The organism is Bradyrhizobium sp. 192 (assembly GCF_023100965.1).
GTDB classification, from domain to species: domain Bacteria; phylum Pseudomonadota; class Alphaproteobacteria; order Rhizobiales; family Xanthobacteraceae; genus Bradyrhizobium; species Bradyrhizobium symbiodeficiens.
This window is the reverse complement of record NZ_CP064690.1, coordinates 7,033,434-7,046,715: the sequence shown is the minus strand read 5'-3', so window position 1 is coordinate 7,046,715 and position 13,282 is coordinate 7,033,434. Positions and strand designations below refer to the sequence as shown.

The 13,282-nt window shown below is 65.5% G+C and carries 9 protein-coding genes; 3 read left to right on the top strand and 6 right to left on the bottom strand.

Going from position 1 to position 13,282, the window contains the following annotated elements:
* Positions 1-37 precede the first annotated feature (37 nt).
* Complete coding sequence (locus IVB24_RS33025) at positions 38-2,305, top strand: cation:proton antiporter (protein WP_247770523.1); 2,268 nt, start codon at positions 38-40, stop codon at positions 2,303-2,305.
* Positions 2,306-2,399: 94 nt separating this feature from the next.
* Here the strand turns inward: IVB24_RS33025 and IVB24_RS33020 are convergent, their stop codons facing one another.
* Both IVB24_RS33020 and IVB24_RS33015 read right to left on the bottom strand, forming a co-directional pair.
* Positions 2,400-5,549 carry a multidrug efflux RND transporter permease subunit gene (locus tag IVB24_RS33020; protein ID WP_247770522.1) on the bottom strand — a complete coding sequence of 1,050 codons (3,150 nt, stop codon included), beginning with the start codon at positions 5,547-5,549 and terminating at the stop codon, positions 2,400-2,402.
* Between the two features lie 12 nt (positions 5,550-5,561).
* The gene (locus IVB24_RS33015) at positions 5,562-6,755 is read right to left on the bottom strand and encodes an efflux RND transporter periplasmic adaptor subunit (RefSeq protein ID WP_247770521.1); all 1,194 of its coding nucleotides are present in this window, start codon (positions 6,753-6,755) and stop codon (positions 5,562-5,564) included.
* A gap of 227 nt (positions 6,756-6,982) precedes the next feature.
* Between IVB24_RS33015 and IVB24_RS33010 the strand changes: the two genes are divergently transcribed.
* Positions 6,983-7,774: a transporter substrate-binding domain-containing protein gene (locus IVB24_RS33010; RefSeq protein ID WP_247770520.1), complete on the top strand. Its 792-nt coding sequence runs from the start codon at positions 6,983-6,985 to the stop codon at positions 7,772-7,774.
* Between the two features lie 30 nt (positions 7,775-7,804).
* On the opposite strand, the gene IVB24_RS33005 is transcribed toward IVB24_RS33010, so the two are convergent.
* The 4 genes from IVB24_RS33005 to IVB24_RS32990 form a co-directional block, all read right to left on the bottom strand.
* Positions 7,805-8,800 (bottom strand): NAD-dependent epimerase/dehydratase family protein, encoded by a 996-nt coding sequence (locus tag IVB24_RS33005; protein WP_247770519.1) that lies wholly within the window; start codon positions 8,798-8,800, stop codon positions 7,805-7,807.
* Between the two features lie 65 nt (positions 8,801-8,865).
* On the bottom strand, positions 8,866-9,933 hold the full coding sequence (locus IVB24_RS33000) for a hypothetical protein (protein ID WP_247770518.1): 1,068 nt from the start codon (positions 9,931-9,933) through the stop codon (positions 8,866-8,868).
* An 89-nt stretch (positions 9,934-10,022) separates the two neighbouring features.
* A complete protein-coding gene (locus tag IVB24_RS32995; RefSeq protein ID WP_247770517.1) occupies positions 10,023-11,513 on the bottom strand; it encodes an NAD(P)/FAD-dependent oxidoreductase in 1,491 nt (496 codons plus the stop codon).
* A gap of 101 nt (positions 11,514-11,614) precedes the next feature.
* Positions 11,615-12,064, bottom strand: coding sequence for a cupin domain-containing protein (locus tag IVB24_RS32990; RefSeq protein ID WP_247770516.1), 450 nt, complete (start codon positions 12,062-12,064; stop codon positions 11,615-11,617).
* A gap of 189 nt (positions 12,065-12,253) precedes the next feature.
* Between IVB24_RS32990 and IVB24_RS32985 the strand changes: the two genes are divergently transcribed.
* The gene (locus IVB24_RS32985; RefSeq protein ID WP_140480950.1) at positions 12,254-13,279 is read left to right on the top strand and encodes an AraC family transcriptional regulator; all 1,026 of its coding nucleotides are present in this window, start codon (positions 12,254-12,256) and stop codon (positions 13,277-13,279) included.
* Positions 13,280-13,282 lie beyond the last annotated feature (3 nt).

Genomic DNA, 13,282 nt, shown 5'->3' with positions numbered 1-13,282 from the left:
GGTGTCCCCGAGATCGGGGTGAGGGGGAAATCACTGCATGCCATGGCGCCTGCTCCGTCCGGCTGGGCTTGCCCTAGCGGCGCTTATGCTCACCACCATCGCGGCCGGTGCTGAAACGGGCAAGTCGTCCGGCCCGTCCGAATTTCTGCTGGTGGCGCAGATCGTGCTGCTGATTGCTGTGGGGCGGGGTCTCGGCGAGATCATGCAGCGGATTGGCCAACCCTCGGTGATCGGCGAACTGCTTGCCGGCATCATCCTGGGGCCGTCGCTGTTCGGCTGGATCTGGCCGGAGGCGCAAGCCGCGATCTTCCCGAAGACGCCCGAGCAGAAGGCGATGATCGACGGCATCGCTCAGGTCGGCATCCTCCTTCTGCTGCTGCTCACGGGCATGGAGACCGACCTCAAGCTGGTGAAGAAGGTCGGCAAGGCCGCGATCGCAATCTCGATCGCCGGCATCCTCGTGCCCTTTGCCTGCGGCTTCGCGCTCGGTGAGTTTCTGCCCGATGCGCTGCTCCCCAATCCGCAAGCGCGACTGGTGGCCTCGCTGTTCATGGGCACCGCGCTGTCGATTTCTTCCGTGAAGATCGTCGCGGTGGTGGTACGCGAGATGAATTTCATGCGCCGCAATGTCGGCCAGATCATCGTCGCGACCGCCGTCATCGACGACACCATCGGCTGGGTCATCATCGCCGTCATCTTCAGCCTCGCCTCGCACGGCACGCTGGATATCGCTTCGGTGGCGAAAGCGGTGCTGGGCACGCTCGCCTTCCTCGCCGTCAGTTTCACGATCGGCCGCCGCCTGGTGTTCCAGCTCATCCGCTGGGCCAACGACAATCTCGTCAGCACGGCGCCCGTCATCACCGTAATCCTGCTGCTGATGTGCGCGATGGCGATGATCACGCATGCCATCGGCGTGCATACCGTTCTGGGCGCGTTCGTCGCCGGCATCCTGGTCGGGGAGTCCCCGATCCTGACGCGGCAGATCGACGAGCGTTTGCGCGGGTTGATCTCCAGCTTCTTCATGCCGGTGTTCTTCGGTCTCGCCGGCCTTGCCGCCGATCTGTCGGTGCTGCGCGATCCCAATCTGCTGATGCTCACCGGCCTTCTGGTCGTGATCGCCAGCGTCGGCAAGTTCGGCGGCGCCTTTGTCGGCGGTACCTTGGGCGGCCTGACCAGGCGGGAGTCGCTGGCGCTCGCCAGCGGCATGAACGCGCGCGGCTCGACCGAGGTGATCATCGCGACCATCGGCCTGTCCATCGGTGTGCTCAGCCAGAACCTGTTCACGATGATCGTCACCATGGCTATCGTGACCACGATGGCGATGCCGCCGATGCTGCGTGCGGCGCTGGCGCGGCTGCCGATGAACAAGGAGGAGAAGGAGCGGCTGGAGCGGGAGGAATTCGAGAAGCGCGGCTTCGTCGCCAATCTCGAACGCCCGTTGCTGGCGGTAGACGAGAGCGTCAACGCCACCTTTGCCGCTCACATCGCGGGCCTGATCGCCGGCATGCGCGGCCTTCCTATCACCGTGCTGCATATCGGCAAAAACGCGAAGGAGCAGGAGAAGGGCCGCGGCGCGGAGGAGAGCCACGAAGCCGTGCTGAAGAAGGCGGCCGAGGCGGTGGCCGCCAAAACAGAGGATGACACCGGCAGCGTCGATATCGTCACGCGTGCGCGGCGCACGGAGCTCGGCGAGACCATCACCGAGGAGGCGCGCAAGGGCTTCGATCTCATCGTTGTCGGCATCGACAAGGTGATCACCGGCAAGGACCGCTTCGACCGCAAGATCGACGACATCGCCGCGAAGTTCGAGGGACCGCTGGCGATCGTCGCGGCCAAGGGCAAACACCTCAAGCAGCCGAACCCCGACGCGCTCAACATCCTCGTTCCGGTCTCCGGCAGCGCCATCTCCAAGCGCGGCGCCGAGGTCGCGGTCGCGCTGGCGCAAGGAGGATCAGGCTCGCTGCGGGTGATCTATGTCGCGACCACGCGCGACAAGGGCGCGCAGCGCGGCGCGTCCCGCAACCTCAGCCAGGAGGCAGGCATCCTCAAGGACGCCAGCGACCTCGCCGCCCGCTACGAGGTCGACATCACCACCACGCTGCGGGTGAACCGGGCGCCGGAGGCCGCGATCCTGCGCGAGATCGACACCACCGACGTCGATCTCGTCGTCATGGGCGTCGACCGCATCCAGGGCGATCATCTCTCCTTCGGCGGCGTCGCCGACGCCGTGCTGCGGCAGTCGAAGGTCTCGGTGCTGTTGGTGTCGAGCGGCGAAGCGCGGCAGGCGGGAGCGGAGCAGGGTTGAGGCGTGCTATGCCCGCGCGGGCAGCGCGCCCCCTCTCCCGCAAGCGGGAGAGGTTACACCGAGCACGCGGAGGGCTCGCCCCCTCCAATCGCGCCTAAGGCTTCACCTCCACCACCTTCACCGCCTTCCTGCTCGCCCGCCAGTTCTCGAACCTCTGCACCACCACGAAGAACGCCGGCACGAACAGCACCGCGAGGCAGGTCGAGGCCAGCATGCCCGAGAACACGGTGATGCCGATCGACTTGCGGGCGCTGGCGCCGGCGCCGGTGGCGAGCACCAGCGGCACCACGCCGAGGATGAAGGCGAACGAGGTCATCAGGATCGGCCGGAAGCGGGCACGCGCCGCCTCGATCGCGGCCTCCAGCACCGGCTTGCCGTCGCGGCCGTGCAGTTCGAGTCCGACCTCGACGATCAGGATGGCGTTCTTGGCCGACAGCGCGATCAGCAGGATCAGGCCGATCTGGCAATACAGGTTGTTGTCGATCTTGAGCCCGGAGAGGATCAGCATCGGCCCGAGCAGCGACAGCGGCACCGCGAGGATCACCGAGATCGGCGCGTACCAGCTCTCGTACTGGCCGGCGAGCACCAGATAGACCAGCAGCATGGCGAGCCCGAACACCCAGTAGATCTGGTTCGAGACCGCCTTCTCCTGATAGGACATCGCGGTCCATTCATAGCCGGTGCCGGGCGGCAGCGTCTTGTCGGCGATCTCCTCCATCAGCTTCAGCGACTGGCCGGACGAATAGCCCTGCGCCGGCAGGCCGATCACGGTCGAGGACGGATAGAGATTGTAGAGGCTGATCAGCGACGGACCGGTGGCCGGCGTGATCTTGGCGACGGTGCCGATCGGGATCATGTCGCCGTTGGAATTGCGCACCATCATGTTGGCGATGTCGCGCTCGGTGACGCGGAAGGCGGGATCGGCCTGGGTGTAGACCTGGAATACGCGGCCGAACTTGTTGAACTGGTTGACATAGGACGAGCCGAGATAGGTCGACAGCGCCGAGAACACCTGGTCCGTCGTCACGTGCAGCGTCTGGGTCTTGACGCGGTCGATCTCGACATTGAACTGCGGCACCGACGAGCGGAACGAGGACTGCACGCGCTGCAGCGCGCTTTGGCTCTGGCCGTTCGCGACCATCGCCCCCGTGATCGCCTGCAGCTTGGCGAAATCGCTGTTGCCGTCGCGCAGCTCGACCTGCATCGAGAATCCGGCGGCGTTGCCGATGCCCTGGATCGGCGGCGGGGGCAGCACGATGGTGCGAGCCTCCATGATGGTCGCGAGCTTGTCGTTGAGGCCATAGACCAGCGAACGCAGATCCTCGCCCGGCCCTTTGCGTGCATCCCAATCCTTCAGGATGATGTAGGCGACGCCGGCATTGGCAAGACTGGCGCTGTTGTCGAGTGCGGAGATGCCGGCGATGGTGATGACCTGCTGAACGCCGGGTGTCTCCTTGATGATCTCGCTGGCCCGGTCGAGCACCTTCTGGGTCCGCTCCAGCGCGGCGCCGTCGGGCAGCTGGATCGCGGCGATCAGATAGCCCTGGTCCTCGATCGGCAGGAAGCCGGTCGGCACCCGCGACAGGCCATAGCCGCTGGCTCCGATGACCAGCAGCGCAAACGCGACGGAGATGGTGGCGTGCCGGCACAGGAAGGTGATCAGCCTTGTATAGCCGCGCTCGACCCTGTCATAGACCGCGTTGAATCCGCGATAGAAGAAATTGCGCTGCTCCGGCGGCACCGTCGGCCGCAGCCACAGCGCGCATTGCGTGGGCTTCAGCGTCGCCGCGTTGATGGCGGACAGCAGCGCGGTCGCCGCGATCACCAGCGCGAACTGCGAATAGATGCGTCCGGTCAGCCCGGCGAGGAACGAGGCCGGCAGGAACACCGAGATCAGCACCAGGGTGATGCCGACGATCGGTGCGAACAGCTGGTCCATCGCCTTGATCGCGGCGTCGTGGCCGTTCATGCCCTGCTCGATGTTGTGGGCGGCGCCTTCCACCACGACGATGGCGTCGTCGACCACGATGCCGATCGCCAGCACGATCGCAAACAGCGTCGACATGTTGATGGTGAAGCCGAGCGCCGCCATCGCGGCAAAGGCGCCGATGATGGTGACAGGCACGGTGGTCGCCGGCACCAGCATCGCGCGCCAGTCCTGCAGGAAGACAAGAATCACGACCAGCACCAGTAGGCCGGCCTCGATCAGCGTCATGTAGACCTCGTGCACCGAGGCCTCGACGAATTTGGTGGTGTCGAACGGCGTGTCGTACTTGATGCCTTCGGGGAATCGCTTGGCGAGGTCTGCCATCTTTTTCTCGACGGCCTGCTCGACCTGGAGCGCGTTGGCGCCTGGCGACTGGAACACGCCGATGCCGACGGCGGGCTGCTTGTTGAGCGAGAAGATCTGGCTGTAGGTCTGCGCGCCGAGCTCAACCCAGCCGACGTCGCGGACGCGCGTGACGTCGCCGCTGGTGCCGGTCTTGACGATGATGTTCTCGAACTGGCTGGTGTCGTCGAGCCGTCCGTTGACGTTGAGCGTGTACTGGAACGCCTGGCCTGGCGGCGTCGGCGGCGCACCGATCTGGCCGGCGGAGACCTGCTGGCTCTGCTGCTGGATCGCGTTGATGACGTCCTGCGGCACCAGGCCCCGGACCTGCAGCTTGTTGGGATCGAGCCAGACCCGCATTGAATACTGGCCGGCACCGAACACCGTGACGTTTCCGACGCCGGGCAGGCGCGAAAGCTCGTCGCGGATGTTGATCGTGGCGTAGTTGCTCAAATAGAGGCTGTCGAACTTTGAGTCGGGCGAGGTCAGCGTCACGAACAGCAGGATCGATGTCGACCGCTTCTGCACGGTGACGCCCTGGTTCTGCACGGCGCTCGGCAGTTGCGACAACGCGCTGGAGACGCGGTTCTGCACCAGCACCTGCGCGAAATTGAGGTCGGTGCCAATCTTGAAGGTCACGGTCAGCGTATAGGTGCCGTCGGAGCCGCTGTAGGACTGCATGTAGAGCATGTCCTCGACGCCGTTGACCTGCTGCTCGATCGGCAGCGCGACGGTGTCGATCACGGTCTTGGCGCTGGCGCCGGGATAGCGGGTGGTGACCTGCACGGTCGGCGGCACCACGTCAGGGTATTGCGCGATGGCGAGATTGAACAGCGCGACGCCGCCGATCAGGATCATCAAGAGCGCGATGACGTTCGAGAGGACCGGCCGCTCGATGAAGAACTTCGAGATCATGGTTGCGGCCCCTTACTTGTTCGAGGCTTGCGGCTGCTCGATCTTCGTCACCTGCGGATCGATCTTCTGGCCCGGGATCACCCGCAGAAGCCCTGCGATGACGACGCGGTCCTCCGGCTTCAGGCCGTCCTCGATGACGCGCAGCCCGTTGTCGACCGGGCCGATCTGCACCTTGCGCTGCTCGACGACGTTGTCGCCGTTGACTACCAGCAGATAACGGCCGCCCTGGTCGCTGCCGAGCGCCGTATCAGGAACGAGCAGGGCGCTCTTCTCCTGGTCGAAGGGCACGCGGACGCGGACGAAATAGCCGGGCAGCAGCACCCGCTTGTCGTTGGGGATGAGGCCGCGCACCGCCAGCGTGCCGGTCGATTGATTGAGGGTCGGCGCGACGTAGTCGAGGTGGCCCTCGTGCGGATAGCCGGCTTCGGTCTGAAGGCCGATCTGGATCGGAAACTGCTTGAGGTTGGCCGGGGTTAGCCCACGACGGGTCGCTTCGGCGCGGATGCGCAGCACGTCCTGCTCGTTGACGGTGAAGTTCACATAGATCGGGTCCATCGCGACGATGGTGGCGAGCTGGGTCGGCGAGGAGACGCCGACGAGCTCGCCGATCGAGACCATGTGGGCGCTGACGATGCCGTCGAACGGCGCCGTCACCTTGGTGTAGCCGTAATTGACCTCGGCGAGCTTGGTGTTGGCTTGCGCCTGCTGGAGATTGGCTTGCGCGTTGTCGCGATTCGAAGTCGACGTGTCGAGCGTGGCCTGCGAGACCGCCTGGCGTTGCACCAGATCGGCCTGCCGTTTGTAATCGGCCTCCGTCTGCCGGACCGAGGCCTGCGCGCCGGCCTCGGCCGCCTGCGCCTGCTCCAGCTTCAGCTTATAGGTCTCCGGCTCGATCGTGAACAGCTGGGTGCCCTGCTTGACGAAGCTGCCGTCCTGATAGTCGATCGATTGCAGGAAGCCTTGCACCCGCGCGACGAGGTCGACGCTCTTGACCGGCGCGGTGTTGCCGGTGGCCTCGATGTAGCGCGTCACGGCGCGCTGCACCGGCGTTGCCACGTCCACCTTGGGCGGCGGCGGCGCCACGAACGTGTTCTTGTCCTCGCAGCCCGCGAGCGCGACCATGGCCGCAACGGCGGCCAGTGTCCGTCCGGCCTGTCTCCACGCTCCATTGCGCCGTGCGGGAGATGCGGGATTCGATGAGGTCATTCGGTAGCCCCCGAGTATCGTCTGTCGGTGCGGCAGGCTATCAACAAATGTTCGGCCGTGGAACACCATAGCCATGGCAGTCGCCGGCCTTGCGCGGCACTGGGCGGCGTGGCCTTCAACAGATTTGTCATAACAGGCCGCTTTTCACCGGGCGCACGATCGACCACAATTGTCTCAAAGGCCGCGTGCCGGGAAAAGCCAAGAAGAAAAGGTGAGGAGACCATGACATGCCCACGTCCCTCCGATCGGCTCTTGCCGGCCTCGGTCTCGCAGCGATGGTCGCCATGCCGGCGCTAGCAGACGGCTTGAAGGACGAGATCGCACCGACCGGCAGACTGCGGGTCGCGATCGCGATCAGCCCCGCAGGCGGGGCGTTCTGGTCGACCAAGACGGAAGCCGGCTATGCCGGCGTGCCCGTCGATCTCGGCAAGGCGATGGCCGCCCAGCTCGGCGTCCCCGTCGAATATGTCGCGCACCAGAATTCCGGGCAGATCACCGATGCGGCCGGCAAAGGCACTTGGGACGTCACGTGGCTGCCCAAAGATCCCGAGCGCGAGACCAGGATGATGTTCGGCCCGATCTACGAGGTCGCGGACGCCACCTACATCGTCAGGCCCGGCTCGAACATCACCAATTTTGCGACGCTCGACCAGGCGGGCGTCAAGGTCGTGGCGGTCAATGCCACGACCACCATGCGCGGTGCGATCGCGCATCTGAAGAACGCCAAAGTCACGGGCTATCAGACCTATGACGAGATCTTCGACCTCTTGAAAAGCGGCGAGATCGACGCCTTCGCATTGTCGCGCGATCAGCTCAACAAGATGGCGCAGAAGATTCCAGGGACAAAGGTGCTGGACGAGACCTTCAAGAAGACGGTGACCGCCGTCGCCGTGCCGCTCGGCCACAAGGAGGCGCTGGCGTTCGTCACCACATTCATGACCGAAGCCACGACCAACGGTACACTGCGCAAGGCCTATGACGACAATGGCTTGAAGGATTCGCCGATCCGGACGGAGTAGGTCCGTCAGCGTGGTTTGCTCGTGATCCGGCTAGGTCCTGGTCGCGGCTGCGTTGCGCACGTGCCACGTTGAAAGCACTGCGCTTTCTTCATCGGAGCTGAGCCCGATCACCGGTCCGCCGCTGTCGCGCAGCCAATGCAGTGTATCGCGCGCAGTCTCTGCGGGCGGTCGTGAAGTCAGCCCGGCCTCGCGGGCCGGTGAGGTGTCGCGCGTCAGGAAACCAGCGAAGTCGGGCAAAGGCAGCCACATCGGCAATGACCGCGGACCTGCCCAGCGCCGCACGTCGTGGGCCTCGAGAAACTCACGACCGATCCAGGTGAACGTGCAGGACGCGTTGAGCGCGGCCGCGCATTCGGCCAGAAATTCGCCGCGCTTGCGTATCGGTCCAATCCCGTCATAGATGCCGGTGAGGCGAACCTCAGCCGCGTGCACGATCCATTGCGCGAGATCGCGCACGTCGATGAACTGGACGGCATCGTCAGGCGATCCCGGAGCTAGTACCTCACCGCCGCGCGCAAGCCGTGTCGGCCAATAGGCGAAGCGCCCTGTCGGGTCTTCCGGCCCGGCGATCAGGCCGGCGCGGCAGATGAAGGAATCGTTTCCGACCGCCTGTTCGCAGGCGACCTTGGCGGCGCCATAGATGGCGTCGGTGCTGTGTTCGATCTCCGCGGCAACGGGTTCGCGCAGCGGCGCCGTATCGGCGCGTTGTCCCGGTATCCGGTTGTCCGCATATACGCTGATCGTGGAAACGAAGGTCCAATGTACGCCCGGCCGCTTCAGCGCCGCGACGGCGCGGCGGACCTGGCCGGGATATCGCGAGACGTCGACAACGGCATCGAACGTTTCGCCCGCGAGCAGTGCAAGCCCGTCGGCTGCGTCGCGGTCGATCATCACGAAGTGCACGCCCGCCGCGATGGGTCCTGCGACACCGCGAGCAGCGCAGGTCACGTCGTGTCCGACTGCACAGGCTCGGGCTGCGACTGCTCGCCCGAGAAACTGGCTGCCGCCGAGAATGAGGATGCGCATGTGACGGTCCGTGCTGCGAGCCAGATCGCGCAATCATACAATTACGGATTGTGGGTGCAACTCCGTCAGCGCCCCCTGATCTCCGCGTATTTCGCCATCGCTTTCTCGAACTTGCGGTTGAACAGCCACATCGCCGCGAGGATCTCGCGGTAGCTGGCCGAGGTTTTCGCCCGGTCGGCCTGCCCGAATGCAAAGATGCTGTTGTTGCGCAGGTGCTTCATGATCGTGGGGCTCGACACCCTGTAGTTCAGGAGGTCGCCGGACTTGAGCGCCGCGCGCGTCGGGGTCGGCACGATCTGGATCAGCTCGAACAGCTTCATCTGGTCGATCGGGTCGGGCAGCGTCTTCACGATTCCGGGAATCTCACGGAACACATCCGCGTGCGCGTTCATCAGGCCGTCGCGCACGTTGGTCCAGTGGTTGAAGCGGTGATCGGTGCCGCGGGCGCGGGCCTCCTCCTTGTCATCGCGCGCGCTCAAGGCCGGATCGATCGCCGCGATCTCGCCCTTGATGGCCTGCCATTTCCTGTGGCCGTTGCGGTCTTCGGATAGGCCGGTCTGGAAGCTGCCCATATAGGTGTTCGAGCGGCCGTTGCGGACGTTCTGCTTGCCGTTGGTCTCGGCAAAGAACAGCCCGAGGCTGATGCGGCCCGCGGCGTCCGCGTGGTCAGGCGCAAGCCCCTTGGCGCGCGCGATCGCCGTGGCGAGATCGACGACGTCCTTGAACGGCGTCGCCGAATTCTGCGCATTGGCGGGCGGCGCCTCCATGACGTCGAACAACTTCGAATATTCGTCGATCAGGGGCTCGATGTCGGCGTCGAAATAGGCCGGCGGAATCTCGAACTTGTTGGGCCGCCCGATCCGCGACGGGATCGCATCGGTGAGATCCTTGTACGTGCTGATCACGGCGACGCGGGCGAGATAGACCGCCTGTCCCGGCAGGTTCGGCAGCGGCTGCTTCGCCTCGATCTGGCGCCGCCGCTCGGCGAGGATGGATTTGAAATCGCCGAGCGCCCGCTCATAGGCGGCGAGCGTCTCGGATTGCCGGGGTGTCAGCGCGCGCTGTTGTGCGACGGCTGGCACCGCGACGAAGAAGGCAACAGCCGCAAGGATTGCGAGACGTCTGGATCCCATGGCTGGTTCCTGTCGATTCGATGGCCAGGGAGATCGTAAGCATCAGAGGCAAGGGCTGGCGAGATGCAAATCCCGCTCAGCCGGAATTCTTATGCCGCCCGGTAATCCGGCGCCGTCGCCAGGAATTTCGCATAGGCGTCCGCATCCGGCGGCTGGAAATGTCCCGCGAGCCCGCCGCGCTTCTGGTTCTTCGCGCCGATGTCGGCCATCAGCTCGTCGAAATGGCGGTAGTGATAGGGCGCGACGCAGAGGCCGCCATAGACGCCCGCGGCCGGCCGCTCGACGCGCTTGAAGTGCAGCATCATCTCGATGTTGTCGCGCATCGCCTGCGCCGTCGGCTGGTTCGCGAGCTGGCCGTCGGCATAGCGGACCAGCCAGTTGGCGGCGAGGTCGGCGCAGAGCACGGTGCAGAACGAGGAGTTGAAGCCGACGAAGCCGAGCTCCGGCAGATCGGGGTTGGCGATCAGGCGATAGAGCCGGTACTGCCCGTCGGCATCGACCAGTTTCTGCTTGTAGGCTTCGGGCAGGAACGGCACGCCGAGCTTGTAGCCGATCGCGAGCACCGCGACATCCGCGCCCACGCGCTCGCCGCCGCTCATCACGATACTGTCGCCCTCGTAGTGATCGAACGTTCCGAACACAGCCTTGATGCGGCCGTCGGCGACCATCGGATAGAAGCCGGGCGTTGCGATCGGCACCGAGCAATTGACGCCGTCCTCGATCCGCTCCTTCGGCACCATTTTGCAGCGGCCAAGCTTGAGCTGCGCCTTTAGCAGGCTCTCCAGCCCGCGCCAGTTCGCCCACACCAGCGGCGCGGCGATGCGGTGCGCGAGACGCGCCATCGCACCGATGCCCCAGCCCGGAAACATATCCTCCTGCGCGCGGATGTAGAGGATGCGCTTGAAGTTCACGAGGCCACCGATGAAATAGGGGATGCGCCAGACTGGCTCGCGCATCACGATGGTCACCTCGCGCGCGCCCGATTTCACCGCGTTGACCGCGATGTCGGTCGCCGATTTCGAGCCGCCGAGCACGACGATGCGGCGTCCTTTCGCCAGCACGGGATCGCCGTATTTCGACGAATGCAGGATCTGGCCGCCTTGCGCCAGAAAGCTGTCCTCGCCGGGGCAATGCAGTTCGCGCGGCTCGTTGAACTGCCCGGTGCAGACTGCGATGAAATCGAAATCCTCGCTCGTGCTCGTGCCGTCCTTGGCCTTCAGCGCCAGCGTCCAGCCCGGCTTGCCGTCGGCACGCCGCGCCATGCCGGCGACCTCGATGCCGAGGCGGAGCATGCGGTCGAGACCGAAGCTCTTGGCGTAGTCGGCGAGATAGGCATGAACCTGCGGCCCGGTCGGCCATTCCGGATAGGCCTCCGGCATGGCGCGGTCGGTGTAGCGATAGAGCTCCTTCGGGCTCTGGGTCTGCACGTCGGGATAGGAGCGCGCCGGCTCCCAGACGCCGCCGAGATCGCCGCTGCGCTCGACGATGGTGACGTGGTGGCCGCGGCTGGAGAACGCCTTGGCGGCGGCGAGGCCGGAGACGCCGGCGCCGATCACGCAGACATGCTTGGGGCTGACCATGGGATTGCTCGCAATCGATGTGTGTTTCGCGCGCAAGCGGCCTCGTTCGACCGCAAGGTGCGGCCGGCGGTGCTGCAAGCCGATGAAGATGGACGAAGAGGCTAGTCGTTGGCCTCGGGCGGCAGGAAATCGACCTCGTGCAGCGCCGAAATGCGCACGACCTCGGCGGGGTCGGTCAGATTGTTCAGCTGCTCGAACAGCGCCTCCAGCTTCTGCATCGGCGAGACCCAGAACAGCGCGCGGGCCGGCTTGTCGGACTTGTTGAAATAGCCGTGCGGAATGCCGCGCGGCAGGCGCACGAGATCGCCGGCGTGAGCCTTGACCCATTTGCCGTCGAGCTTGAGGTCGAGCGTGCCTTCCTGCACCAGGATGAACTCGTCCTGGGTCGGATGGATGTGCACCGGCACGAACTGGCCGGGGTCGCTGTTGGTCTCGAACGCGAAGGTGGAGTCGGTGACGGCCTTGGGGAAATAGACCTGGCCCAGGATGTTCCAGCTCTTGCCGCCATAGCCCGTGCCGTTAGCGGTAATGCCTTTTTCGAGTGCAGTCATCGCATGCTCCCATTGGATTCCGGCGAGGTTGGAGCTTCGGCCATCAAAGGGGCGCCTGTCTATCCGCTAAACGAATCCGCGAAGCGCCTGCTGCCGTGCAGCATGACGATTTTGCCGACGCCGCCCTTTCCGTGTCCGGGGAATTATTATAGGCTTAAAGCAATTCCGTGACGCGAAGCGTGGTCGACCATGTCCGCAGCCGTGCTGGAAATGAGCGCAAGGACGCCCGCGGCCGAACGGCTCGCGGATTTCGCCCGCGTCACCACCGACGATGTCGACGAGGCGGCCGACCAGATCGGTCGCATCTTCTGCCCGCACGATCTCAAGCCGGCACGGCTGCGCGCCTCCGGCTTCTCCGCCCGGCATAATTGCGCCGGCTTCGACGGCTTTTCCATCAACTACGTCGCCTATGGCGGATCGGTCGGCATCGACCCCGGCTGCCTCGAGCGCTTCTTCCTGGTGCAAGTCCCGCTCGCCGGCTCGGCCTATATTCGCGCCGGCACGACCGAGCTCGAGGCGGTACCGGGGCGGACGGCGTCGCTGCTGTCGCCGACGATCCCGACCCGGATGATGTGGCGTGACTGCGCGCAGGCGATCCTGCTGTTCGACCGCCGCATGGTCGAGCAGCGCGCCGCAGCGCTGTCCGGCAGGGTGTCAGGCACGGTCGAGTTCGATCCAATGATCGATTTGGACGCGCCGGCCGGGCGGGCGCTGCGAACCAGCCTCGCCGAGCTGATGATGCTCGCCGAGCGTCTCGGCCCTTCCGGCCGGCTGTCGGCGGTCGCGATGGCCGATTGGCGGGAGCTGCTGCTCGATCGCCTGCTCAACGGCCAGCGCCATGGCCTGTCGGATGCTATTCAAACGTTCTCCGGGCAGGCCGAGCGGCTGCCGCGCGCGCTCCGCACGGCGCGCGACCATCTCGCCGACAATGCCGGCGAGCCGCTCGATCTCGCGCAGCTCGCCTGCGCCTCCGGCATCGGCATCCGCGCGCTGCAGCTCGGCTTCCGTCGTCACTTCGGCCTGTCGATCTCGCAGATGCTGCTCGATATGCGCCTCGCCGAGCTCCACGGCCGCCTCGCGCAAGGATCGCCCGATGCCTCCATCACCGACATCGCCTTCGACCTCGGCTTTACCCATCTCGGCCGCATGGCCGGCGCCTATCGCGAAAAATTCGGCGAGACGCCGTCGGCGACGCTGCGGCGGCGGATGAGCTGAGGC

Bases quoted from the DNA above. Each gene is read 5' to 3' on its own strand.
- IVB24_RS33025 (WP_247770523.1), top strand. From the start codon at position 38: ATGCCATGGCGCCTGCTCCGTCCGGCTGGGCTTGCCCTAGCGGCGCTT.
- IVB24_RS33020 (WP_247770522.1), bottom strand. From the start codon at position 5,549: ATGATCTCGAAGTTCTTCATCGAGCGGCCGGTCCTCTCGAACGTCATC.
- IVB24_RS33015 (WP_247770521.1), bottom strand. From the start codon at position 6,755: ATGACCTCATCGAATCCCGCATCTCCCGCACGGCGCAATGGAGCGTGG.
- IVB24_RS33010 (WP_247770520.1), top strand. From the start codon at position 6,983: ATGCCCACGTCCCTCCGATCGGCTCTTGCCGGCCTCGGTCTCGCAGCG.
- IVB24_RS33005 (WP_247770519.1), bottom strand. From the start codon at position 8,800: ATGCGCATCCTCATTCTCGGCGGCAGCCAGTTTCTCGGGCGAGCAGTC.
- IVB24_RS33000 (WP_247770518.1), bottom strand. From the start codon at position 9,933: ATGGGATCCAGACGTCTCGCAATCCTTGCGGCTGTTGCCTTCTTCGTC.
- IVB24_RS32995 (WP_247770517.1), bottom strand. From the start codon at position 11,513: ATGGTCAGCCCCAAGCATGTCTGCGTGATCGGCGCCGGCGTCTCCGGC.
- IVB24_RS32990 (WP_247770516.1), bottom strand. From the start codon at position 12,064: ATGACTGCACTCGAAAAAGGCATTACCGCTAACGGCACGGGCTATGGC.
- IVB24_RS32985 (WP_140480950.1), top strand. From the start codon at position 12,254: ATGTCCGCAGCCGTGCTGGAAATGAGCGCAAGGACGCCCGCGGCCGAA.